Genomic DNA, 23,055 nt, shown 5'->3' with positions numbered 1-23,055 from the left:
GCGGTCTTGCTCAGCCCGCGTGTTCGGCGGCGAGGAACCGGTGGTTCGCCTGGATCTGGTCGTACGAGCGCGGCTTGGCCGGAGCCGGAGCAGCCGAGCGGGCGGCCACCGCGGCCGGAGCGGCAGCGCCGTTCGGGCCCACCGCCGGCTTGCCCGCCGTGTACAGCCACGTCTGGAACAGGTCGTGCAGGGGCTTGCCCGAGATCTTCTCCGCCAGCGCGATGAACTCCAGGATCCGCCCGTCCTTCCCGCCCTTCTGCGCCTGCCACGCCTTCAAGATGGCGAAGAACGCCTGGTCACCGACGGCCGTCCGCAGCGCCTGCAGCGTCAGCGCACCCCGGTCGTAGACCGCGTTGTCGAACTGGTTGTCCGCGCCCGGGTCGGCGGGGACGAGCTTCCACAGGTCGCCGTCGGCCGGGTTGGAGTCGTACGTGTACTGCGCCAGCTCGGCGACCGTGCCCTCGCCCTCGTGCTCCGACCACAGCCACTCCGCGTAGGACGCGAAGCCCTCGTTCAGCCAGATGTCGCTCCAGCGGCCGAGGGACACGTTGTCGCCGAACCACTGGTGGGCGTTCTCGTGCGCGATCAGCGTGGTGTTCGAGCCCGCGCGGAAGTTGCGGGCGCCGTACGTCGGGCGGGTCTGGTTCTCCAGGGAGAACGTGATCCCGCTGGTCACGACGCCACCCTCGGCCTCGAACGGGTACGGCCCGAACTGCGTCGCCAGGAACTCGTCGATCTCCGGCGTCCGCTCGACGCTGGCCTTCGCCGCGTACAGCGAGTCGCCGAGGTCGGCTCCGTACGCCGTCACGAACGGCTTGCCGTCGGGCGTCGTGGACTCGATGACCTCGTACTTGCCGACGATGAACGACGTCAGGTACGTCGCCTGCGGCTTGGTGCTCCGCCACTGCCAGCGGGTCCAGCCGGCGCGCTGTTTCGTCTTGCGGACCAGGGTGCCGTTGGAGATGGCGGCGTTGTCGTCCGGCGCCTCGATGGAGACGTCGTAGGTCGCCTTGTCGGTCGGGTGGTCGTTGGCCGGGAACCACCACGCCGAGCTCTGCGGCTCGTCGATGCCGAGCGCGCCGAAGGAGCCCTTCTTCCACGCGTTGATGCCGTCGACCGTCTCGGTCGACGGCGTGTCCGCGTAGGCGACGACGACCGTCGCGGTCTGGCCCTTGAGCAGCGGCTGCGCCGGCGTGACGACGAGCTCGCCGTTGCCGGTCTGGTTCGTGAACTGCGCCGGCCGGTTGTTCACCCGCACGCTCGACGCCTTCAGCGCGAAGTCCAGGTCGAACCGCGAGAGGTCCTGCGTCGCGGTGAGCAGCAGCGTCGTGGTGCCCGACAGGAGGTCGGTCGCGGGCTGGTAGGTCAGCCGGATGTCGTAGTGCAGCACGTCGGTGCCGCCGTTGCCGGCGTTCGGGTAGTACGGGTCGCCGGCACCGGGGGCGCCGGGCGCGGGCGCCGCGCTCGCGGTGCCGGCGAGCAGCACCGAGACGACGCCGGCCGCGAGCGCGCCGAGACCGGTGCGCGTTCTTGCACGCATTCGAATTCCTCCAGAGGAGTGAGAAGCAGCGCGCTCGAACGTAGCCAGCCAAGGAGCACCCAGGAACAGCCGAAGGGAGGTTTCTTGCCTGCTGGGATTGCACCCGGAAAGCGGTTGACGTCAGGCCGCGGAAACAGCCGAGGACACCGCCGCGCGCAGGCGGGCGTGCAGGTCGCGGTGCCGAGACCGGTCCACCCGCACCTCGACGACCCGCAACCCCGGGACGGGCGTCAGCGCCGCCCGGAACTCCGTCAGCGTCTCCGCGACGACGTGCGGGACGCGGTAGCCGGCGCACAGCGCGCCCAGGTCGGCGCCGTGCGGAGTGCCGAAGACGCGCTCGAAGCTGGCCGAATGCTCCGGTGCCCCCTGCTCCAGCAGCGAAAAGATGCCGCCGCCATCGTCGTTGAGGACCACGATCGTCAGGTCGGGTCGCTGCTCGGCGGGCCCGGTCAGCAAGCCCGACGCGTCGTGGAGGAACGTCAGGTCGCCCAGCAGCGCGTACGACGGGCCCCGGTGCACGTACGCGGCGCCGATGGCCGTCGAAACCGTGCCGTCGATGCCCGCGACGCCGCGGTTGCGGTGCACGAGGACGTCCGGACGCAGCCGGCCGGCCAGTGCGACGTCCCGGGTCGGGTTGGACGAACCCACCACCAGCAGCGAGTCCGGGGGCAGCGCGTCCACCAGCTCGGTGGCCACCCGCAGCCCGCTGGGCCACGGCTCGTCGGCCAGCGTCGCGGCGACGGCGGAGGCGGCCGCGGCGTCGGCCCGGCGCCAGCTGGCCAGCCACTCCGGGTCGGCGGGCTTCGTCGGCTCGTCGAACCACTGCCCGACCTGGCGGACGTTGTGCGCGGGCGCCGGCCAGTCCGAGTCCGGGCGCACCAGCAGCACCTCTACGTCGGCGTCCGAGAGCACCTTCTGGATCTGCCGGAACACCGTCGGCCGGCCGAGGCAGAGCACCTGCTCCGGTTTGTGCCTGCTGATGAACTCCTCGACGGCCAGCAGCCACACCCCGGACGAGATCGCCGTGCCGCCGGACAGCCCCAGGCCGCCGGTCTCCGACACGACCGGCCAGCCGTGCTGCTCGGCCCACTCGCTGGCCGCCTGGACGCCGGTGTCGCAGGCGATCACCAGGCCGTGGCGCGCCGAAGGCACCACGAACGACGGGAGCGCGCCGAAGTCCGGCAGCTCGGTCCAGCGGGACCCGTCCGCGCGGCCGTCGAGGGATTCGTACCATTCGCCGTCGTCGTCCAAATCGGGCACGAGCGGCTCGCGGAACGGGATGTTCAGGTGCACCGGCCCACAGCGCCACTCGCCGTAGGCGGCGTTCCACGCCCGGCAGATCTGGCTGCGCCAGTACGAGTTCTGGCCGGCCCGCCGCTCGGCGACGGCCAGCTCGTCGAAGTAGCGGATCGCGTCGCCGTAGAGCTGGTGCTGGTCGATGACCTGCGACGCCCCCGCGGCCCGCAGTTCGGGCGGCCGGTCGGCGGTCAGCACGATCAGCGGGACACCGGCCCGGTCGGCCTCGAGCACGGCCGGGTGGAAGTTCGCGGCCGCGGTGCCGGACGTGCAGAGCACGGCCACCGGGCGGCCGGTGCGCGCGGCGATGCCGAGGGCGAGGAAGGCGGCCCCGCGCTCGTCGATGCGGACGTGCAGCCGCAGCTTCCCGGCCGCGGCCGCGTCATACAGCGCGATCGACAGCGGCGCGTTGCGGGAACCCGGGCAGAGGACGACGTGCGAAACGGTGTTGCGGACGAGTTCGTCGACGATGACCCTGGCCTGCGCGGTGGATGGGTTCATCTCCGGCAGGCTCCAGACTCATCGAGATCACAAGTGTCCACAGGTCCTATCCTCGCAAACGTGGATGACGCCCGAGTTTCCGAGCTGTTCGATCCGGCCGCGTGGACCGAGGTCGACGGTTTCGCCTTCACCGACATCACCTACCACCGTTCCGCCGAGAACCGCGGTGGCAAACGCGTGGTGCGCATCGCGTTCGACCGTCCGGAGGTTCGCAACGCCTTCCGGCCGCACACCGTCGACGAGCTCTACCGGGCGCTGGATCACGCCCGGATGAGCTCGGACGTCGGCTGCGTCCTGCTCACCGGGAACGGCCCGTCGCCGAAGGACGGCGGGTGGGCGTTCTGCTCCGGTGGTGACCAGCGTATTCGCGGACGCTCCGGGTATCAGTACGCGAGCGGGGAGACCTCCGACACGGTGGACCCCGCACGGGCCGGCCGGCTGCACATCCTCGAGTGCCAGCGGCTGATCCGGTTCATGCCGAAACCGGTGATCGCGGTGGTGCCGGGCTGGGCCGCGGGCGGCGGGCACTCCCTGCACGTGGTGTGCGATCTCACGCTCGCCTCGGCCGAGCACGCGAAGTTCAAGCAGACCGACGCCGACGTCGGCTCGTTCGACGGCGGCTACGGCTCGGCCTACCTGGCGAAGATGGTCGGGCAGAAGTTCGCCAGGGAGATCTTCTTCCTCGGCCGCGAGTACTCCGCCGAGCAGATGCACCACATGGGGGCGGTGAACGCCGTGGTCCCGCACGCCGACCTGGAAAAAGAGGCCTTGACCTGGGCGTGGGAGATCACGCGCAAGTCGCCGACGGCGCAGCGGATGCTGAAGTACGCGTTCAACCTCACCGACGACGGCCTGGTCGGCCAGCAGCTGTTCGCCGGGGAAACCACCCGGTTGGCCTACATGCAGGACGAGGCCGTCGAAGGCCGTGACGCCTTCCTCCAGAAGCGCGACCCCGACTTCAAGGACGTCCCCTATTACTACTGAGCTGCTCCCGGTCCACCTCGACGGCTCGCCCGAGGCACTCGCCGCTCTGAACGGAGCCGTCGCGGACGCGCTGGGCGGCGGCCCGGCGGTCCTGCCGTTCACCGACCCCGCTCTGCGCGACGCGATGGCGCCGGCCGAGCCCGCCGAACCGGGCACCGCCGTGGTCATCGCCACGTCGGGCTCGACGGGCGCCCCCAAGGGCGTGCTGCTCTCGGCCCGCGCGCTGACCGCGTCCGCCGAGGCGACGCACACGCGCCTCGGCGGGCCGGGGCACTGGCTGCTGGCCACCCCGGCGCACTACATCGGCGGGCTCCAGGTGCTGGTCCGGTCGCTGCTGGCCGGGACGACCCCGGTGCTGCTGACCGGCACCGGCTTCCGGCCGGACGACTTCGCGGCCGCGGCGGCCCGGCTGAAGGGCGGCCCGCGGTACACGGCGCTGGTCCCGACCCAGCTGGTCCGGCTGCTCGACGACGGCGGCGCGGGGCTGGCCGCGGCGAAGACGTTCGACGCGATCGTGGTCGGTGCGGCGGCGACCTCGCCGGCCCTGCGGGAACGCGCCGCGGACGCCGGGGTGCGGATCGTGCCCGCGTACGGCATGAGCGAGACGGCCAGCGGCTGCGTCTACGACGGCTTCCCCCTCGACGGCGTCCGCGTCGACCTCTCCGGTGACCGGATCCGGATCGCCGGGGACGTCCTCGCGCACGGCTACCGGCTCCGGCCGGATCTGACGGCCGAGTCCTTCGCGGACGGCTGGTTCACGACGTCCGACCGCGGGGTCCGGCACGCCGACGGCCGCATCGAGGTCCTCGGCCGGGCCGACGACATGATCAACACCGGTGGCGTGAAGGTGTCGGCGAACGCGATCGAGCGGTGTCTCTGCGCCCAGCCCGGGGTGCGGGACGCCTGCGTGGTCGGGGTACCGGACCCGGAGTGGGGCGAGGCCGTGGCGGCCCTGGTCGTCTCGCAGGGTGAGCACGGCGACCTGCGCGCGGCGGTCCGCGCGGAACTGGGCGCGGCGGCGACGCCGAAACGCATCGAATTCGGCTCCGAGCTGCCGCTGCGCGGGCCGGGGAAGGTCGACCGGGCGGCCGTGCGGACCCGGCTCCGGCCGTAGTCGAGCGGCTGAATGGCGGTACTTCGTTGACACGCACAGGGTGCGCCCGCTTGGCTACTCACCATGACGCGCTGGATTCGCACTGCTCTCGTCGGTACCGCCGTCGCGCTGGGGATCCTCATTCCCGCGGGTACGGCGCTGGCGGACGGTCCCACGGTGGACCCCAACAGCGGGTCGATCGTTTGGCAGCTGCCGACCTCCGACTGACTGTGACATCCGGGGCTTCGCCCCGGGCCGGAGGCTCCGCCACCCGGACCCCCGAAAGACTTCGCGGGTTCCCGCTTGCCACTGATCGACATGGCGTTGAATGGCGCCATGGCGAGCTTGAGCGAGTGGATCGAAGGGGCCCGGCCGCGGACGCTGCCCAACGCGGTGGCGCCGGTGGTGGCGGGCGTCGGCGCGGCGATCGCGCTGGACGCGTTCTCGTGGTGGCGTTCGGCGCTGGCGCTGCTGGTCTCCCTCTCGCTGATCGTCGGCGTCAACTACGCCAACGACTACTCCGACGGCATCCGCGGCACGGACGAAAACCGCGTCGGCCCGCTCCGGCTGGTCGGCTCCGGTGTCGCCGCCCCGAAAGCCGTGCTCACCGCCGCGCTGATCTCCCTGGGCCTCGCCGGCGTGCTGGGGCTGGTCCTCGTGGCCGTCAGCGGGCACTGGTGGCTGCTGGGGATGGGTGCGCTGTGCATCCTCGGCGCGTGGTTCTACACCGGCGGCAAGAAGCCCTACGGCTACTACGGCTTCGGCGAGATCGCGGTCTTCGTGTTCTTCGGCCTGGCCGGCGTCCTCGGCACGGTGTACGTCCAGGCGGGCCGGGTGAGCTGGGCGGCGCTGGCGTGCGCGGTCGCGGTCGGCTGCTTCTCGACGGCGGTCCTGACGGCCAACAACCTGCGTGACATCCCGACCGACGTCGAAGCGGGCAAGCGCACCCTCGCGACGCGCCTCGGCGACCAAGGCACCCGCCGCCTGTACCTGGCGCTGGTGGCGGTGCCGTTCGCGCTCGCCGTGGTCCTGCCGTTCACCACGCATTCGCTCGCCGGGCTTCCCCTGCTCAGCGCCCCGCTGCTGATCCAGTCCGTGAGCGCGATCCGCCACGACGCGACCGGCCGCGACCTGATCCCCGCCCTGCGCGACACCGGGCTCGCGATGCTGGCGTGGGCGGTGCTGGCCGCGGTCGGCCTGAACCTCTAGCTCTCCGGGACGAACTTCCCGGTCGCCAGGAACTCCTCGAACAACGCCGTGTGCGGCGCCAGGTCCAAGCCCTGCTGGGCCAGCCACTCGTCGTTGTAGTAGGTGTGCGCGTACCGCTCGCCGCCGTCGCACAGCAGCGTCACGACGCTGCCCGCCTGGCCGTCCTCGACCATCCGGGAAATGAGCCGGAACGCGCCGTAGAGGTTGGTGCCGGTCGAGCCGCCCGCCCAGTGGCCGGTCCGCTCGCGCAGCAGCCGGATCGCCGCCAGCGAGCCGGCGTCGGGGATCTGGAACATCTCGTCGATGACGCCCGGCACGAAGGACGGCTCGCAGCGCGGCCGCCCGATGCCCTCGATCCGCGACGGCATGCCGGTGCCGTAGTCCAGTGCCCCGGTCTCCCAAGCGCCGTAGAACGACGAGTTCTCCGGGTCGACGACGCAGACCTTCGTCGTGTGGCGCTTGTAGCGGACGTACCGGCCGAAGGTCGCGCTCGTGCCGCCCGTGCCCGCGCCGACGACGATCCACGCCGGGATCGGGTGGCGCTCCGAACGCATCTGCGCGAACACCGACTCGGCGATGTTGTTGTTGCCGCGCCAGTCCGTCGCGCGCTCGGCGTAGGTGAACTGGTCGAGGTAGTGCCCGCCGCATTCGGCCGCGAGCCGCTCCGCCTCGGGGTACATCGCCGGGGCCTGGTCGACGAAGTGGCACTCGCCGCCGTAGAACTCGATGAGCGCGACCTTCTCCTTCGACGTGCGCCGCGGCACGACGGTGATGAAGCGCAGGCCGAGCATCCGGGCGAAGTAGGCCTCGGACACCGCGGTCGACCCGCTGGAGGCCTCGACGAGCACGGTGTCCGGCCCGATCTGGCCGTTGACGAGCCCGTAGAGGAACAGCGACCGGGCCAGCCGGTGCTTCAGCGAGCCGGTCGGGTGGACCGACTCGTCCTTGAGGTACAGGTCGATGCCCCACTCCGGGGGCAGCGGGAAGACGTGCAGGTGGGTGTCGGCGCTGCGGTTGGCGTCGGCCTCGATGATCCGGACGGCCTCGCGGACCCAGCTGCGGTTGTGCGGGCGGCTCACTCGGGCTGTCCCTCGCCGCGCAGCTGCGCGCGCAGCTCGGCACGGGCGCGGGCCCGCTTTTCGTTGCGCTTCGCCAGCCCGGCGGTCACGCGGGCGTTGAGCGGGCGGAACAGCAGCAGGCCGAGCGGCAGCCCGACGACCAGGCCGATCACCAGGGCGACCAGCAGCGGCACCCCGGTCAGGGACAGCCCCCACGCGATCACCCCGACCAGCACGAACCGCGCCAGCAGGTACAGCGTCAGGTCACGGGGCAGGTGGTGGGCCTTCACGTCGCTCACATCAACGCAGGCTACGCCCCACCTGACCGGTCCTTCTGCAGGCCCGCGTTGTTCGGGCGGCCCTCGAACCGCGTCGAGAGCACCACGGTGGTGTTCGTCCGCCCGACGCCGGGGATGCGGCGCAGCCGGCCCAGCGTGCGTTCCAGCTCGTCGACGGTCGACACGCGCACCTTGACGACGAACGCCTCGTCGCCGGCCACCGCGTAGCAGCTCTCGACCTCGTCGAGCTCGGCGAGCGCGTCGGCGACGTCGTCCTCCGTGGCCGTGTCGGTCGGGTGGATGCTGACGAGGGCGGTGACGCCGAGGCCGACCGAGCTCGGGTCGACGACCGCGTGGTAGCCGGTGATCACGCCGGCCGCCTCCAGCTTGCCCACGCGCTCGTGCACCGATGACGCGGACAGCCCGACGGCTCGTCCGAGATCGGCGTAGGTGGCCCGTCCGTTGATGCGCAACGCTGCGATGATCTTCCGGTCCAACTGATCCACGGGGATCACTCTATGCGGTTGGACAATCCCCCATTGGCACCACGCCCCGCCGCCGGTGGCCACGTCGGGGACGTCTCCGCACGTCAGGTCACCGGACGGTAGTCGCCACGGTGGACATTCTGTCCGTTTTGACCTTTAAGGGCTCTTTACTCGCGGACAACCGTTCGAGTACCCGACGGGTGAAGTGCAACGATTGCCTTGTTGGCTACCCCGGCGCGACGGGCAGAAGGCCCGGACGCCTCCGGTATAGCAGTGAGTTCGTTAAGGAGGCGGAAAATGACCGCGACGATGGGCGGACGCCTGCTCACCCCAGGCGAGGTGGCAGCGCTGTTCCGAGTGGACCCCAAGACGGTGACGCGGTGGGCGACCGCCGGCCGGATCGGCTCGATCCGGACCCCGGGCGGGCACCGGCGGTTCCGGGAGTCCGAGGTGAACGAGCTCCTCGCCGAGCTGACCACCGACGCCAGCGAACCGACGCGCACCGCCTGAACCATCCGGACGCCAGGGCCGTGTCGGGTACGGGAACCACCCCGTCCCGACACGGCCTTCGTGCTTCGATGACCCGCTTCAGGCCCACCACACGGTCCGAACGGTTAACCTCGGGGGACAGGCAGCCATACGGAAGGATCCGGCATGCTCGCTCTGCTCGCGGCGGTCGGCGCGCTGGTCGTCGCCCTGCTCCTGTGGCGGTCGTTCGCCGGCCAGCGGATCGGGGTGCCCTCGGCTCCACGCCGCGCCCCGCTCGCCCCGGACGACGACCCCGACTTCCTGCGCCAGCTGGCCGAACAGCAGCGCAAACGCCGGGATGAAGACCTTTAGGCAGGCCTTTACCTTCGCCGAACCCGTAACTCGCGTGATCCGGCCCGTCACCGACGTGATTGAAGCCGGAACTCGCGAGTTCCGGCTTCAATCACGCGAGTTCCGGCTCTGATCACGCGGGTTACGGGTCAGCGGTAGCCCTGGGAGAGCGGGGTCGCGAAGCCGTCGGCGACGGTCGCGGCCAGCTCCAGCAGGGCCAGGCGGGTGTCGCCGGAGAGGCGGTCCAGCTCGATTTCGGCGCCCTCTTCCAGGTGCGGGTCGAACGGCACCTTGCAGACCGCCCGGACCTTGGCGCCGAAGTGCGCCGACAGCTTGTCGAGGTCGACCGAGCCGCCCTTGGGCCGGACCGAGTTGATCACCGCCACCGAGCGCTTGACCAGCTCGCCGTAGCCGTGCGCTTCGAGCCAGTCCAGCGTCGCCGAGGCGCTGCGGGCGCCGTCGACCGAGCCGGACGAGACCACGACCAGCGCGTCCGCCACGTCCAGGACGCCCTTCATCGCCGAGTGCATCAGCCCGGTCCCGCAGTCGGTGAGCACGATGTTGTAGAAGTGCTCCAGCAGGTTGACCGTGCGCCGGTAGTCCTCCTCGGAGAACGCCTCGGAGACGGCCGGGTCCTGCTCGCTCGCGAGGATTTCCAGCCGGCTGGCGCCCTGGGACGTGTAGGACCGGACGTCGCTGTAACGCGTGATGCGAGCCGCGTCGCGCAGGAGGTGGCGGACCGTCGCCGTCGTCTCGAGCGGGAGCTTCTGCGACAGCGTGCCGCGGTCCGGGTTCGCGTCCACGGCCACCACGCGGTCGCCGCGCAGCGAGGCGAACGTCGCCCCGAGCGTCGTCGTCACCGTGGTCTTGCCGACGCCGCCCTTGAGCGACAGCATCGCGATCTTGTAGCAGCCGCGCAGCGGCTGGTTGACGCGGGCGATGAGCTCGCGGCGGCGGGTGTCCGCCGGGCTCTCCCCCGGGTTGACCAGCTTCCCGGTGCCGACGTAGACCGCCTTGCGCCAGCCGGACTGCGGGGGCCGCTTGGTCTGCTTGACCAGGTGCGCGGTCGACAGGTCGTGGCCGTGGCCCGGCTGCGGTTGCGGCGCGGCGTGCCGGCCGCCCTGGGGCTGCGGCAGGCCCGACGGCTGCTGCGGCTGCTGCGGCCCGGGCGGCGGCTGCTGCGGGTACTGGGCGTGGGCCTGGTACGGCTGCGCCGGGTCGCCGTACTGCGGCTGCAGCGGCGGGAGGTTCTGGTCGTAGCCGTAGGGCACCTGGTGCGGCCCCGACACGGCGGGATTGGGCACCTGGTGCGGCCCCGACACCGCCGGGTTGACCGGCGGGGCCACCGCCTGCGTCGGCTGCACGTCGAACGCCCCCGACGTCTCGGGGTGCGGGTGCGAGTCCGTCCGGTCGTCGGCGAACAGGCCCGGCTGCGGCGCGGCAGCGGCCGGTTCAGCCTGTTCGGGGTGGCCTGGAGCCGATTCTTCGCTGGGTCCGGTCACCGGTGAAAACCTCCACGCTCCGCCTGAAACTCCGCCCCCGGTGTCGACGGTAGTCGGCGGACGCGCGGACTGCTCAGCCCACCCCGGCGTAGGAGTGCAGGCCCGCGGTCACGAGGTTCACGAAGAACAGGTTGAAGACGATCGCGGCGAACCCGACGATGTTGATGGCCGCGGCCCGGGCCCCGCGCCAGCCCGCCGTCGCCCGCGAATGCAGGTAGGCCGCGTAGACCACCCAGGCGATGAAGGCGACGGTCTCCTTGGGGTCCCAGCCCCAGAACCGGCCCCACGCCGACTCGGCCCAGACCGCGCCGCAGAGGACGCCGAAGGTGAACACCGGGAAGGCGAAGATGGTGGTCCGGTAGGCGATCCGGTCGAGGACGTCGGCCGCGGGCAGCTTCGAGGCGAACCGGGCGAACTTGGTTTCATCCTTGTCGTAGGCCGCGCGGAACAGGTACAGCACGCTCGCGACCCCCGGCACCAGGAAGACGCCGGAGCCGATGATGGCCGCCGAGACGTGGATGACCAGCCAGTACGACTGCAGCGCGGGCTGCACCGGCGCGGCGGTCGTGTACAGCAGCGTGCCGTTGACGAACATCAGGATCACGACGGGCAGCAGCAGGAAGCCGGTGAGGTGCCGCACCGGGAACTTCCACATCACGATCAGCCAGGTCAGCACCGTGATGAAGGTGACGGCCATACCGTACTCGTACATGTTGCCCCAGGGCGCGCGGTGCACGGCGAGGCCGCGCAGCACGATCGCCGAGAGCTGCAGCAGCGCGCCGAGCACGAGCAGCGACGCGCCCATCCGGCCGATCCGCTCGGGGCGGCCGACCTCACGCTGGGCAGCCGGCACCTCTTCGACCGGTGGCCCGCCGGCGCCGACGAGCTCGCGCGCCCGGAGCTTGGCGCGCTCGGTGGCGAGCCGGCCCTTGGCGCCGAAGCCCTGCTCGATCAGGGTGAACATCAGCGCGACGACGTAGATCGCCGCGGCGGTGGTGTACAGCCAGTCACTGTAGGTCGACAGCGTTTCGTTGATCGGCATGCCTCAGCCCTTCTGCCCACTGATCAGGCGTTCGCTGACCCGGTGGAACTCTTCGCCGTACCCGGCCTGGTCGGTGCGGGCCAGCCCGGCGACCTCGATCACGGTACCCGGGTCGGCGGGAGTTCCCGGCTTCACCCGCACCCACAGCCGACGGCGCTTGACCAGCAGGGACGCGCCCAGGCCGAGGAACATCGCGATGGCGAAGCCGAGCACGAACCCCTGCGTCGGGTCGTGCGAAACCTGCAGCGAGACCCACTCGCCGACGCCGTCGAAGCGGACCTTCGTGCCGTCGTCGAGCTTGATCTCCTGGCCGACCTTCAGGTTCTCGCGGGCGACCTTCTTCAGCCTGCCGTCGTCGATGAGCGACTGGTCGACCTCGAACACCGACTGGCCGCGCCCGGCGTCGAGGCCGATGTCGCCGCGCAGGACGTCGACGGCGACGGCCGGGTCGTTCGCCTCGGGAGCCGACGACGTCAGGACGTTGCCGTGCAGGAACGCGGTGGGGGCGAACAGGCCGGTGATGGCCAGCTGCCGGGTCCGCCGCTCTGCCTCGCTGGTCAGGCCGGGCTGGTCGAACTTCGTCGCGCCCTCGGCGAGCATCGTGGTCGGGTCGACCGTGCGCCACTGGGTGTTCTGGGTGCGCTGCGCGCCGTTCGGGAAGGTGACGGTGAACTTCGGCGAGTAGCCGTGGCCGAGCAGGTAGACGCGGTCGCCCGCGGTGCGCAGCGGCGAGTTGACCTCGAGGCCGTACGGGCGCCAGGTGTTCGTCTCGAGGTCCTGGCCGGACTGGTACTCGATGTTCGAGTGGTAGTAGTCGGGCTGGCCGGACTCGGTGTAGCGGGCGGTGAAGTCGTTGACCTTCACGCAGAACGGGTCGAGCCGGGTGCCGTCGACCTTCAGGCCCGCGTTGAAGGAGTCGTAGAGGTTGATGCCGCCGTTGCAGAACGTGCTGCCGTTGGCCTGGACGATGACCTGGCCCTCGTAACCGAAGAGCTTGCCGAGGGCGAAGAAGACGATCAGGCCGAGCATGCTGAAGTGGAAGACGAGGTTGCCGGTCTCGCGCAGGAACCCGCGTTCGGCCGAAATCGTGCGGACGCCGTCGGCTTCCTCGCGCTCGACGCGGCGCCAGCCGGAGAGCTGCTTGTGGACAGCCGCGATCTCGGCGGTGGTATCGGCTTCGCCGCGGCCGAGCCGGTAGTGCGGCATCCGGGCCAGGTTGCGCGGGGTCAGCACCGGCTTGGCGCGCATCGCCCGGACGTACTCGAAGCTCCGCGGCGTCAGGCAGCCGATCAGCGAGATCATCAGCAGCAGGTAGATGGCCGAAAACCAGATGCTGGAGTAGACGTCGTAGAACTCGAGCTTGTCGAGCAGCGTCCCCCACCAGCCGTGGGCGGCGATGTACTCGGCGACCTTGGGCGCGTTGAGCTTCCGCTGCGGCAGGAGCGCGCCCGGCAGGGCGGCCAGGGCGAGCAGGAACAGCAGGACGAGCGCGGTGCGCATGGACGTCAGGCCGCGCCAGGTGTTGCGCAGGAAGGCCAGGACGCGTTTCACCGGCGTGGTGCGCCGGGGGCTCGGCGGAGTCGTCGGCGGGGCCTCGGTCGTCGTCACAGCGGCAGCCTCAGGTCGAGAGCGAGTTCGTTGCGGAGCCAGCCCATCAGGTCGCCCCAGACGCCGGTGACCAGCAGGAGGCCGACGATCAGCAGCAGCACGCCGCCGAAGATCTGCACCTGGCGGCCGTGCCGGCGGACCCAGTCGGTGGCGCGCACGGCCCACCGGGCGCCGAGCGCGATGAGCAGGAACGGCAGCCCCAGGCCGAGGCAGTAGACGGCGATCAGCAGGTACCCGCGGGCTTCGGCGCCGCCGGTCGCGCTGGCCAGGGTGGTGACGGCGGACAGCGTCGGGCCGATGCAGGGCGTCCAGCCGAGCCCGAAGATCGCCCCGAGCAGCGGGGCACCCCAGATGCCGCCGCGCGGGACGCGGTGCGAGCGGACCTCGCGCTGCAGGCCGGGGATCCAGCCGAGGAACACCAGCGCCATGGCGATGGTCAGCACGCCGCCGAGGCGCTGCAGCAGGTCCTGGTTGAGGGTGAGGGTGGCGGTCAGCCAGACGAGGGTGCCGAACGTGCCGACGAACACGACGGTGAACCCGGCCACGAACAGCAGCGCGGCACCCAGGACGGCCCACCGCCCCTGCTTGCGCTCCTCATCGGCACTGACGGCGGGCGCCTCCGCCCCGACGAGCGCGGCGAGGTAGGCGAGGTACCCCGGCACGAGCGGCACCACGCACGGCGAGGCGAACGAGATCGCCCCGGCCAGCAGCGCGACACCCGCGGCGAGCAGCAGCGGTCCGGAGATCGCCAGCTCGGTCACGGAGTTCACCCCGTTGAGGGTAGGCAGTGAGGTCCCGGTGAGAACGCCGGGGCCGCTTCACAGGACCTCGGTCACAGCAGTTCAGGACCTTGGTCCCGGGCGTTTCGGCGGTTTCGGCCCGCGCGGCCGGTTCCCGGGGCACGGTTCCCTGGGGCGCGGTTCAGTCGCGGCCCGCTGCTTCGCCGAGGTGGCGCCTGGGGTGGCCCGGTCCTGTCCCACCCGGCATGACCGGGCCCGGTTGCGGCCGATCCCACGCGGCAAGACCGGAGCCCTCGATCCCGACTGGCCCACCCGGCACGACCGGCATCCGAACCGGCCGATTCATCCACAGCACGGCTTCCACAGCACGGAGTCATCCACAGCACGGCCGAGTTGTGGATGACTCCGCTTTCCGACCGGCGAATTCGGGGTTCTGTCGTAGCCCGTCGATAGACTGGACCAGGGAGGTCCCCCCAAGGGAAGGGCGGGCGCCGCGCCCGCGCCGCCGGAGCCGGCCAGCCGCGCGGCCCGGCAAATCCCGTCGGTGGCCCCCGGCCCGGCAAGTCCTGCCGGTGGCCCCGGCCCGGCAAATCCTGCCAGTGGCCGGTCGCCCACCCCGAGGCCGACCGTCGCTCGCGACCGGCTGGGGAACCCGGCTCACCCGCACCCACCAGCCCCACCGCCGGCGGAACCCCCGATCAAGCTTCCGCGGTCAGCCGCTGGGCCACCGGGAGCAGGTCTTGGGCCAGCACCTGCCGCAGGAACACCGCCGCCACCCGGTGCTGCTTGTCCAGCACGATCGTCGACGGGATGATGTTGCGCGGGTAGCCGCTCAGCTTGAGCAGCACTCGGCCGTCCGGGTCGTAGATCGACGGGTACGTCAGCTGCCGGTCCCGCACGAAGTCCTGGGCCACCTCGCGCGCCGGGTCGCGGACGTCGATGCCCACCACCTGTACGCCCTGCTTCGCCAGCGACTCCATCTCGGGCGCCTCCGTGCGGCACGGCCCGCACCACTGGCCCCACAGGTTCAGGACGACGACCTTGCCCGCGTAGTCCGCCAGCGACAGCTGCTTGCCCTCGTTCATAAGGTCTTCACCGGCCAGCACCGGGACCGTCTGGCGCTCGGCGGCGTCGTAGGCGATGTCGACCTTGCCGCCCGGGGAGACGAAGCTGAAGCTGCTCCCCTGCACCACCGCGTCCTTGCCCGCGCTGCACCCGGCCAGCGCCAGCACCGCGACCACCGCCCAGAAAAGCTTCATGCCCCCGTCACCTTCGGGTCGGTCGCGCCCGCGGGCTCGCTGTAGACGATCTCGCGCAGCTCGTCGCCGTCGAAGACCAGGCTGGTCAGCGACGCCAGCGAGCACTGGCGGCGCCGCGGGTCGTGCCACAGGCGCTTGCCCTCGAGGAACCGCCGCAGCGTCCAGATCGGCAGCTGGTGCGACACGCAGAGAGCTTCGTGACCGGCCGCCGCCTCGCGCGCCCGGTGGACCGCACCGAGCATCCGGTGCGCGATCTCGAGGTAGGGCTCGCCCCACGACGGCTTGAACGGGTTGACCAGCTTCGGCCAGTGCTTCGGCTCGCGCAGCGCGCCGTCGCCGACCGCCACGTGCAGGCCCTCGAACTGGTTGCCCGCCTCGATCAGGCCCTCGTCGGTCGCGATGTCGAGCCGGTGCGCGGCGGCGATCGGGGCCGCCGTCTCCTGCGCCCGCTGCAGCGGCGACGCGACGACGTGGACGAGGTCGTGGCCGGCGACGGCCTCGGCGACCGTGAGCGCCTGACGCTGCCCGCGCTCGGAGAGCCGGTAGCCCTCGAGACGGCCGTACAGGATCTTCTCGGGGTTGTGCACTTCGCCGTGCCGCAGCATGTGGACGACGGTGGTCACTGGACAGCCCCGGCCGCCGCGCGCGCCGCCGCGGGCAAAGCCGCTTCGATCACGGAGAACGCTTCGTCGTCCATGGCCGCGTTGACGAACCACGCCTCGTACGCGCTCGGAGGCGCGTACACGCCTCCGTCGAGCAACGCGTGGAAGAACGGCGGGAAGCGCCACGTCTCGGACGCCTGCGCGCCGGCGTAGTCGCGGACCGGCGTCTCCCCGAAGAACACGCTCACCAGGTTGCCCGCGTACTGGACGTTGTGCGCGACCCCGGCCTCGATGAGGGCGGCGTGGAAGAGGTTGCCGAGGCGCTTCGCGTTGGCGTCGAGAGCCGCGTACACGGCGTGGTCGGCCGCGCGCAGCGTCGCGAGGCCGGTGGCCACCGCGACGGGGTTCCCGGAGAGCGTCCCGGCCTGGTAGACCGGCCCGCCCGGGGCGAGCTTGGCCATCACGTCGGCGCGGCCGCCGAAGGCCGCCGCCGGCAGCCCCCCGGACATCACCTTGCCGAACGTGTAGAGGTCGCCGGCCACGCCTTCGAGGCCGAACCAGCCCGCGTGGGAGACGCGGAACCCGGTCATCACCTCGTCCATGATCAGCAGCGCGCCGTGCTCGTGGGCCAGGTCGCGCAGCCCTTCGTTGAAGCCGGGGTCCGGCGCGACCGCGCCCATGTTCCCGGCCGCCGCCTCGGTGATCACCGCGGCGATCTCCCCCGGGTTGTCCACAAAGGATTTCCGGACCGCGTCGAGGTCGTTGTAGGGCAGCACCAGCGTGTCCGCGGCCTGGGCCCCGGTGACACCCGGCGAGGTGGGCAGCCCGAGCGTCGCGACGCCGGAGCCGGCCTGCGCGAGCAGCGCGTCGACGTGACCGTGGTAACAGCCGGCGAACTTCACGATCTTCGACCGGCCGGTGAAGCCCCTGGCCAGCCGGATCGCGCTCATCGTGGCTTCGGTGCCCGAGTTGACCAGGCGGACCTGCTCGACGGGCCCGACGCGGTTGATGATCTCCTCGGCCAGCTCGACCTCGCCGATCGTCGGCGTGCCGAACGAGAGCCCGGACGTCGCCGCCGTGCGCGCCGCCTCGACGACCGCCGGGTGCGCGTGGCCCAGGATCATCGGGCCCCAGGACGACACCAGGTCGACGTAGCGGTTGCCGTCGGCGTCCCACAGGTGCGGGCCCTCGCCGCGGACCATGAACCGCGGGGTGCCGCCGACCGAGTTGAACGCCCGGACGGGCGAATTCACCCCGCCCGGGATGGCCGTCTTCGCGCGTTCGAACCATGCCTTGGACTGCTCGGTTCCAGTGCTCACCCTCCCATCCTCGCAAACCCGCTTAAGATGGCGGGCAGCCGCCCGGGAGGGGAACAGCCGGTGACCGAACGCGCCCCGCACCGCAACCAGTGGCTCATGCTGGCCGGGTTCCTGGGCGTCGTCGCCGTGGTGGCCGTGGTCGGCGGCCTGGCCGCGACGTCGGCGAGGGAGGTCTACGCGCGGCTCGAGCAGCCGGCGTGGGCGCCGCCCGCGACCCTGTTCGGTCCGGTGTGGACGGTGCTGTACATCACCATCGCGGTGGCGGGCTGGCTGTACTGGCGGACGGACGGCGAGACGCGCGGGTTCGCCGCGTACGGTATCGGCCTGCTGTTCAACCTGCTCTGGACCCCGCTGTTCTTCGAGGGCGGCGCGGCCGGGCTCGCCCTGGCCGACATCGTGCTGCTGGACGTCGTCGTGGTGGTGACGATCGTCCTGTTCGGCCGCCGGTCGAAGGCCGCCGCCGCGCTCCTGGTGCCCTACCTCGCCTGGATCCTCTACGCGACGGCGCTCAACACCGCGGTCCTCGTCCTGAACTAGCGCGCGGCCTCCTGGGTGATGGCCTGCGCGGTCACCGTGCCGTCGCTGCCCGCCTGGCCCTGGACGACGACCGTCGCGCCCGGCTTGAGGTCCGACAGCTTGCCCTGCTGGGTCACCCCGACCGTGGTCGAGTCCGATGTGGACACCTTGACGTCGGCGCCCTGCGCGGTCTTCACGTAGACGGTGGTGCCGTCGACGTGGTCGACCGTGCCCGTGGTGCCGCGGCCGCCGCGGAACCCGCCGCCCTGCTGGCCGGTGCCGCCGGGCTGGCCGGTCCCGCCCTGGGCGCGGGCCTGGCTGCCCCCGGCGGTGCCGCCGGGGCGCGTGGGCGTGGCGGAGCCGAACGCCGCGTGCGTCCAGGCGCCGCCGCCGAACGCGATCGCGAACACGACGAGCCCGGCGAGCACCAGCGTCGTGCGGGAAAACGGCTTCGCGGCCCGGCGCATTTCGGCGTTGAGGTCACCGTCGACCGCCGGGCTGGCGACGATCTGCTCCGCGGTCGGCTCGACGGCGGGCAGGATCGCCGTCGGCTCGTCACCCGGGACGGGCGGCGTCTGGGTGGAGGAAGACATGCGGGAACTCCTTATTCGTGACGCAACGCATCGATGGGCCGGAGCTTGGCGGCCCGGTTCGCCGGGAAGCTGCCGAAGAACAGGCCGATCAGGGCGGATACCGCGAAGGCGAGCAGGATCGACGAGGGCACCACGACGGGTTTGATCCCGGAGATGGTGAACCGGCTGCCGATCAGCCCGATCGCGACGCCGAGCAGCCCGCCGAACAGGCTGAGCATGGTCGCTTCGGCGAGGAACTGGCCGAGGATGGCCGACCGCGGAGCGCCGATGGCCTTGCGGATGCCGATCTCGCGGATCCGCTCGGTCACCGTGACGAGCATGATGTTGGTGACGCCGATGCCGCCGACGAGCAGCGAGATCGCCGCGACGGCCGCCAGCAGCACGGTGAACGTCTCGGTCGCCGACGTCCGGGTCGCGAGCAGCTGCTCGGAGTTCTGGATCTGGTAATCCGGGGTGCCGCCGAGCCGGATGCCGTGGCGGGCGTTGAGGATCGCGGTGATCTCGGACTGGGCCAGCGAGACGGAGTCGGCGCTGGTGGCCTGGACGGCGATCTGGCTGAGGCTGCCGTAGCCGGCGAGGGAGTTCTGGACCGCCGAAATCGGCGCGATGGCGACGTCGTCGGCGTTCTGCAGCCCGGTGCTGCCCTTGGCCTGCAAGACGCCGATCACGGTGAACTGGATGCTGTTGAGCAGCACGTTCTTGCCGACCGGGTCGGCGGTCCCGAAGATCGACTCCGCGGTCGTCGGGCCGAGCACGACGACCTTCCGCGCGGCCGTGACGTCTTCGGCGGTGAACAGCTGCCCCTGGGCGAGTTCGCGGTTGGTCGTCGTGAAGTACGCCGGTTCGGTGCCGGCGACGCTGGAGATGTCGTAGGACGTCTGCCCGTAGGTCGCCGTCGCCGTCGTGTTGACCACCGGTGACGCCGCCTTGACGTCCGGCGCGCCGACGGGGTCGACGAGCGCGTGGGCGTCCTGCACCGTCAGCGGCCGCGCCGACGCGCCCTGCCCGCCGCCGCGCGCCGGCGAGACGTTGACGACGTTGGTGCCGAGGCCCTGGATGCTGGCGGCGATGGCCGCCGACGCGCCGTTGCCGACCGCGACCAGCAGGATCACCGCGGCGACGCCGATCGTGATGCCGAGGGTCGTCAGCGCCGAGCGCAGCTTGTTCGCGGTGAGCCCGCGCACGGCGAACCGCAGGATTTCGAGGAGGTTCAAAGGACCGCTCCGACCGTGCGCGTCACTTCGTCCGACACGATGAGCCCGTCGTCGACGCGGACGACGCGGTGCGCGTGCTCGGCGACCTCGTCCTCGTGGGTGATGACGACGATGGTGCGGCCGAGGGAGTTGAGCCGGTCGAACACGCCGAGGACGTCCTCGGTGCTGCGCCGGTCGAGGTTGCCGGTCGGCTCGTCGGCCAGCAGCATCGCCGGGCCGGTGACCAGCGCCCGCGCCACCGCGACCCGCTGGATCTGCCCGCCGGAGAGCTCGCTCGGGAGGTGCTTGGCCCGGTCGGACAGCCCGACCATGTCGAGCGCCGCGAGCGCCCGGCGGCGGCGCTCGGACCGCTTCAGTCCGCTGTAGACCAACGGAAGCTCCACATTGGACAAAGCCGACGTCCGGGGCACCAGGTTGAAGGACTGGAAGATGAACCCGATCTTCCGGTTGCGCAGCAACGCCAGCTGCCGTTCGTTCAGCTTTCCGACACCGAAGCCGTCCAGGAGGTACCGGCCGGACGTCGGCACGTCCAGGCAGCCCAGCATGTTCAGCAGCGTGGACTTTCCCGAGCCGGACGCGCCCATGATCGCGACGTACTCGCCGGGCCACACCGTGAGGTCGACGCCGCGCAGCGCGTGCACCGCCGTCTCGCCGGCCCCGTAGGTCTTGCGCAGTCCGGAGACCGCGATCACCGGGTTCATCCGCGTCCGCCGAAGCCGCCGCCGGTGCCGGTGCCGCGCTGGCCGCCGCCCGGGAACCCACCGGTCCCGCCGCCGGGGAAGCCGCCGGTGCCCCCGGTGCCGCCCGTCCGGCCGGTTCCGCCGGTCGAACCGGTCGAGGCCGTCCCGGTGAGCACGACGTTCTCACCCTCGGTGACCCCGGAGGTGATCTGGACCGTCGACTCGCCGCGCAGCCCGACCTGCACCTGGCGGGTGACGTTCTGCCCGTTTTCCTGCACGGTGACGAGGTTGGTGCTGCCGACGGTCTGCACCGCCGCGGCCGGCACGCTCAGCGCGTCGTCCGCCTCGGCGACGGTGATCACGACGCTCGCCGACTGGCCGGGCCGCAGCCCGTCCGGCGGGCTGGTCAGGGCCAGCTGCGCGCCGTAGGAGACGACGCTGCCGCTGGTGGTCGGGGTCAGGTTGACGCTCGACACGGTGGCTTGGACCGGCTTGTCCGGCAGCGCGTTGAGCGTCACGGTGGCCTTCTGCCCCGCCTTGACCTTGCTGACGTCGATCTCCGCGACCGAGGTGTTGACGACCAGGCCGGTCAGGTTCGTGATGGTGATGAACCCCGAGCTGCTGCTACTGCTGCTCGACGCGGCGGAGCTGGAGTTCGACGACGAACCCTGGCCGCCTTGGCCGCTGCCGCTGCTCGACGACTGGCTCGTGGCCGAGGAACCGCTGGTGGACTGCTGCCCGACCGCGCCGTTGACCGCGGTGACCGTGCCGGCGCCTGGCGCGTAGAGCGTCGTGTTGTCGAGCGCCTGCTGCGCGGTCTGGACGTCGAGCTGGGCCTGGTCGAGTTTCGCCTGCGCCGAGGTGACGTTGTTGGCCGCGGTCTGGGCGCTGTTCTGGCTGTTCTGGTTGTTCTGCCCGGTGGCCGGGGTGGTTTCGGCCGTCTCGGCGGTGTCGAGGTTGTTCTGGGCGACGGCGAGGTTCGCCTTCGCGACTTGAAGCTGCTTCGCCGCCTGGGTGCTGTCGACGGTGGCGAGCTTCTGCCCGGCGCTGACGACGTCACCGACCTTGACGTCGATCGAGGTGACCTTGCCGGCCGTCGCGAAGTTCGCCGCGCCGGTGTAGCTGCTGGCGAGGGTCCCGGCGGCGGAGACGGTCTCGGTGACCGTCGCCCGGCGGACCGGGGTGCTGCGCGACTGGGCCTGCGCCGAGCTCGGTTCGGGGCTGAATGCCTGGTATATCCCGAATCCCGCCCCGGCCAGCAGTACGACCAGAGCTCCGTTGATCACCCATGCCTTCGAGGCACGCACGCGCGTCATGCGGCAACCTTGGTGCCGCTGCTTAGCAATGGACTGTTGGTTACCTGTGCGCGAGCTGTGTATCAGGCCTTCGTCTTGGCGCTGCGCGCACGGATGGCGAGCGACAGCTGACGCACCGCGTCGACCAGCAGCAACGCGGCCACGGTCCCGAGCCCGATGGCGGCGGCGAGCAGCCCGCCGAAGTACCGGTGCGACTCGAGCACCGCTCCGTCATCGGTCCGGGTGACGACGGTGGCGACGCTGCTGTGCCAGCACGAGTAGGCGGCCCAGCCGGCGGCAACGGCGAGCACGACCTCCACGGCGGCGACGAGCGTCCGCCACGGCTTGTGCAGCCGCGCACGCGGGCCGGGTTCTTCCGGCGGCCAGAGCTCGGCCCCGGTGGGCTGCGGAAGGTCGATCACACCGGAGATTTTCTCATGCTTCACGCGGCGTCGCCCGGACGAGCCGGTCCAGCGCGTCCTGAAGGGCCTCGACGTCCTTCGCCCACGCCAGCACCACCGTGCCGTCGGCCAGCTCCACCGGCAGCGAGTCGTACTTCCGCGGCACCGACCAGCCGCCGCCCAGCACGCGTGCGCCGACCGGCGTCCCGACGTCGGTGACCGAAGCCAGCTGCGCGGCCGGCACCTTCTCCCGGCCCTGCCGCAGCTGCTCGGTCGTCACCTCCAGGGACAGGAACCGGCGGCGCGCGTACACCCACGGAATCGTGATGACGCACAGCGCGAAGCCGACCATCAGCCAGCCCACCACGTGCACCGGGCCGCCGGTGGCGAGCTCCGCCAGCGCGCCGACCAGGGCGAACACCGGGCCCCACCCGATCGCCGCCCAGCTCACGCCGGACTCGGCGTAGAGCCGGTCGCTCACAGCTTCTTGCCGACCTTGGGGAAGTAGCCGCTGACCGAAGGCAGGTACAGCAGCACCAGCGCGATCACGAACAGCAGCACCGCGACCAGCGTCAGGTAGGTGAGCACCGGCGCGAAGGTGAAGATCAGCAGCACCATCACGATCGGCAGCACGGTCAGCACCGTCCGGGCCGAGCGGGTGCCTTCGCGAGCCTTGTACGCGAAGAGCAGGAACAACAGGGTGAACACGGCCGACCCGACGAGGAGGAACCACAGCATCGCCGTGACGCCGTCCGCGATCATCTGCGGGGTGATCTTCGGGTCCTTGGTGCCCTCGACGTACCGGCTGATGACCGCGGACTTGCCCGCCATCAGCTGGACGTACCCGAGGATCAGCACGACACCGCCGGCCAGCCAGAGCCAGAACGACACGGCCACCGGGCGCGGCGGTGCCGCCTTCGGGGCCCGCTCGCCGGGGAGCACCGGGTCGGGCGAGCGGCCGAGTTTGCGCCGTTCGTCGTCGGTCAGACCCGTGAGGTCCTCTTTGTCTTCCACGCGTGGA

At 71.4% G+C, this 23,055-nt stretch carries 26 protein-coding genes; 7 read left to right on the top strand and 19 right to left on the bottom strand.

All coding sequences use genetic code 11. The features are described from left to right. Positions 1 to 10 precede the first annotated feature (10 nt). Positions 11 to 1,540: a M1 family metallopeptidase gene (locus tag QRY02_RS40190; RefSeq protein WP_285987952.1), complete on the bottom strand. Its 1,530-nt coding sequence runs from the start codon at positions 1,538 to 1,540 to the stop codon at positions 11 to 13. Positions 1,541 to 1,660: 120 nt separating this feature from the next. Continuing rightward, positions 1,661 to 3,337 (bottom strand): 2-succinyl-5-enolpyruvyl-6-hydroxy-3-cyclohexene-1-carboxylic-acid synthase, encoded by a 1,677-nt coding sequence (gene menD, locus QRY02_RS40185; protein WP_285987951.1) that lies wholly within the window; start codon positions 3,335 to 3,337, stop codon positions 1,661 to 1,663. A 60-nt stretch (positions 3,338 to 3,397) separates the two neighbouring features. Between menD and QRY02_RS40180 the strand changes: the two genes are divergently transcribed. From QRY02_RS40180 to QRY02_RS40165, 4 genes are all read left to right on the top strand, one after another. Then, positions 3,398 to 4,321, top strand: coding sequence for a 1,4-dihydroxy-2-naphthoyl-CoA synthase (locus tag QRY02_RS40180; RefSeq protein WP_285987950.1), 924 nt, complete (start codon positions 3,398 to 3,400; stop codon positions 4,319 to 4,321). A gap of 1 nt (position 4,322) precedes the next feature. Beyond that, entirely contained in the window at positions 4,323 to 5,435 is a 1,113-nt protein-coding gene (menE, locus tag QRY02_RS40175; protein ID WP_285994061.1) for an o-succinylbenzoate--CoA ligase, read from the top strand. A 63-nt stretch (positions 5,436 to 5,498) separates the two neighbouring features. After that, on the top strand, positions 5,499 to 5,642 hold the full coding sequence (locus QRY02_RS40170; protein WP_285987949.1) for a hypothetical protein: 144 nt from the start codon (positions 5,499 to 5,501) through the stop codon (positions 5,640 to 5,642). A 108-nt stretch (positions 5,643 to 5,750) separates the two neighbouring features. Further along, entirely contained in the window at positions 5,751 to 6,623 is an 873-nt protein-coding gene (locus tag QRY02_RS40165; RefSeq protein WP_285987948.1) for a 1,4-dihydroxy-2-naphthoate polyprenyltransferase, read from the top strand. On the opposite strand, the gene cds1 is transcribed toward QRY02_RS40165, so the two are convergent. From cds1 to QRY02_RS40150, 3 genes are read right to left on the bottom strand one after another with little or no spacing between them, the layout of a single operon-like run. After that, positions 6,620 to 7,702 carry an L-cysteine desulfhydrase Cds1 gene (gene cds1 / locus QRY02_RS40160; RefSeq protein WP_285987947.1) on the bottom strand — a complete coding sequence of 361 codons (1,083 nt, stop codon included), beginning with the start codon at positions 7,700 to 7,702 and terminating at the stop codon, positions 6,620 to 6,622. The two genes, QRY02_RS40165 and cds1, sit on opposite strands and share 4 nt — an antisense overlap. Continuing rightward, a complete protein-coding gene (locus tag QRY02_RS40155; protein ID WP_285987946.1) occupies positions 7,699 to 7,980 on the bottom strand; it encodes a DUF4229 domain-containing protein in 282 nt (93 codons plus the stop codon). Before QRY02_RS40155 ends, cds1 begins: the two co-directional genes overlap by 4 nt. Before the next feature lie 11 nt (positions 7,981 to 7,991). Beyond that, positions 7,992 to 8,465: an Lrp/AsnC family transcriptional regulator gene (locus QRY02_RS40150; protein ID WP_167454931.1), complete on the bottom strand. Its 474-nt coding sequence runs from the start codon at positions 8,463 to 8,465 to the stop codon at positions 7,992 to 7,994. A gap of 276 nt (positions 8,466 to 8,741) precedes the next feature. Here QRY02_RS40150 and QRY02_RS40145 point away from each other — a divergent pair, with 276 nt between their 5' ends. Then, the gene (locus QRY02_RS40145) at positions 8,742 to 8,954 is read left to right on the top strand and encodes a BldC family transcriptional regulator (RefSeq protein WP_103337316.1); all 213 of its coding nucleotides are present in this window, start codon (positions 8,742 to 8,744) and stop codon (positions 8,952 to 8,954) included. 144 nt (positions 8,955 to 9,098) lie between these two features. After that, positions 9,099 to 9,284: a hypothetical protein gene (locus QRY02_RS40140; RefSeq protein ID WP_043783873.1), complete on the top strand. Its 186-nt coding sequence runs from the start codon at positions 9,099 to 9,101 to the stop codon at positions 9,282 to 9,284. A gap of 128 nt (positions 9,285 to 9,412) precedes the next feature. Here QRY02_RS40140 and QRY02_RS40135 read toward each other — a convergent pair whose 3' ends face one another. The 7 genes from QRY02_RS40135 to hemL all read right to left on the bottom strand — a co-directional run bounded on the left by QRY02_RS40135 (position 9,413) and on the right by hemL (position 17,335). Then, entirely contained in the window at positions 9,413 to 10,765 is a 1,353-nt protein-coding gene (locus QRY02_RS40135) for a MinD/ParA family ATP-binding protein (RefSeq protein WP_285987945.1), read from the bottom strand. A gap of 73 nt (positions 10,766 to 10,838) precedes the next feature. Next, entirely contained in the window at positions 10,839 to 11,807 is a 969-nt protein-coding gene (gene ccsB, locus QRY02_RS40130; protein ID WP_285987944.1) for a c-type cytochrome biogenesis protein CcsB, read from the bottom strand. 3 nt (positions 11,808 to 11,810) lie between these two features. Next, complete coding sequence (gene resB / locus QRY02_RS40125) at positions 11,811 to 13,415, bottom strand: cytochrome c biogenesis protein ResB (protein WP_285987943.1); 1,605 nt, start codon at positions 13,413 to 13,415, stop codon at positions 11,811 to 11,813. Continuing rightward, positions 13,412 to 14,185: a cytochrome c biogenesis CcdA family protein gene (locus QRY02_RS40120; protein WP_285987942.1), complete on the bottom strand. Its 774-nt coding sequence runs from the start codon at positions 14,183 to 14,185 to the stop codon at positions 13,412 to 13,414. The genes resB and QRY02_RS40120 overlap by 4 nt, the downstream gene beginning before the upstream one ends. 668 nt (positions 14,186 to 14,853) lie before the next feature. Beyond that, a complete protein-coding gene (locus QRY02_RS40115; RefSeq protein ID WP_285987941.1) occupies positions 14,854 to 15,414 on the bottom strand; it encodes a TlpA family protein disulfide reductase in 561 nt (186 codons plus the stop codon). After that, the gene (locus tag QRY02_RS40110; protein ID WP_285987940.1) at positions 15,411 to 16,037 is read right to left on the bottom strand and encodes a histidine phosphatase family protein; all 627 of its coding nucleotides are present in this window, start codon (positions 16,035 to 16,037) and stop codon (positions 15,411 to 15,413) included. Before QRY02_RS40110 ends, QRY02_RS40115 begins: the two co-directional genes overlap by 4 nt. Beyond that, a complete protein-coding gene (gene hemL, locus QRY02_RS40105; RefSeq protein ID WP_285987939.1) occupies positions 16,034 to 17,335 on the bottom strand; it encodes a glutamate-1-semialdehyde 2,1-aminomutase in 1,302 nt (433 codons plus the stop codon). The genes QRY02_RS40110 and hemL overlap by 4 nt, the downstream gene beginning before the upstream one ends. 60 nt (positions 17,336 to 17,395) lie before the next feature. Here hemL and QRY02_RS40100 point away from each other — a divergent pair, with 60 nt between their 5' ends. Beyond that, positions 17,396 to 17,872, top strand: coding sequence for a TspO/MBR family protein (locus tag QRY02_RS40100; protein ID WP_285987938.1), 477 nt, complete (start codon positions 17,396 to 17,398; stop codon positions 17,870 to 17,872). Here the strand turns inward: QRY02_RS40100 and QRY02_RS40095 are convergent. The 7 genes from QRY02_RS40095 to QRY02_RS40065 all read right to left on the bottom strand — a co-directional run bounded on the left by QRY02_RS40095 (position 17,869) and on the right by QRY02_RS40065 (position 23,048). Beyond that, positions 17,869 to 18,444 carry a hypothetical protein gene (locus tag QRY02_RS40095; RefSeq protein ID WP_285987937.1) on the bottom strand — a complete coding sequence of 192 codons (576 nt, stop codon included), beginning with the start codon at positions 18,442 to 18,444 and terminating at the stop codon, positions 17,869 to 17,871. The two genes, QRY02_RS40100 and QRY02_RS40095, sit on opposite strands and share 4 nt — an antisense overlap. An 11-nt stretch (positions 18,445 to 18,455) precedes the next feature. Next, positions 18,456 to 19,658 carry an ABC transporter permease gene (locus QRY02_RS40090; RefSeq protein WP_285987936.1) on the bottom strand — a complete coding sequence of 401 codons (1,203 nt, stop codon included), beginning with the start codon at positions 19,656 to 19,658 and terminating at the stop codon, positions 18,456 to 18,458. Continuing rightward, the gene (locus tag QRY02_RS40085; protein WP_285987935.1) at positions 19,655 to 20,359 is read right to left on the bottom strand and encodes an ABC transporter ATP-binding protein; all 705 of its coding nucleotides are present in this window, start codon (positions 20,357 to 20,359) and stop codon (positions 19,655 to 19,657) included. The genes QRY02_RS40090 and QRY02_RS40085 overlap by 4 nt, the downstream gene beginning before the upstream one ends. Beyond that, positions 20,356 to 21,654, bottom strand: coding sequence for an efflux RND transporter periplasmic adaptor subunit (locus QRY02_RS40080; RefSeq protein WP_285987934.1), 1,299 nt, complete (start codon positions 21,652 to 21,654; stop codon positions 20,356 to 20,358). Before QRY02_RS40080 ends, QRY02_RS40085 begins: the two co-directional genes overlap by 4 nt. A gap of 62 nt (positions 21,655 to 21,716) precedes the next feature. After that, positions 21,717 to 22,055 (bottom strand): hypothetical protein, encoded by a 339-nt coding sequence (locus QRY02_RS40075; protein WP_285987933.1) that lies wholly within the window; start codon positions 22,053 to 22,055, stop codon positions 21,717 to 21,719. A gap of 13 nt (positions 22,056 to 22,068) precedes the next feature. Further along, positions 22,069 to 22,515 carry a transport-regulating membrane protein Mce1N gene (gene mce1N, locus QRY02_RS40070; protein ID WP_285987932.1) on the bottom strand — a complete coding sequence of 149 codons (447 nt, stop codon included), beginning with the start codon at positions 22,513 to 22,515 and terminating at the stop codon, positions 22,069 to 22,071. Further along, the gene (locus tag QRY02_RS40065) at positions 22,512 to 23,048 is read right to left on the bottom strand and encodes a heme-copper oxidase family protein (protein WP_285987931.1); all 537 of its coding nucleotides are present in this window, start codon (positions 23,046 to 23,048) and stop codon (positions 22,512 to 22,514) included. The genes mce1N and QRY02_RS40065 overlap by 4 nt, the downstream gene beginning before the upstream one ends. Positions 23,049 to 23,055: the final 7 nt, after the last annotated feature.

It is taken from the genome of Amycolatopsis sp. DG1A-15b (genome assembly GCF_030285645.1).
Classification (GTDB): Bacteria; Actinomycetota; Actinomycetes; order Mycobacteriales; family Pseudonocardiaceae; genus Amycolatopsis.
The sequence above is the reverse complement of the archived record's forward strand: the minus strand, read 5'-3'. Positions and strand labels throughout refer to the sequence as shown.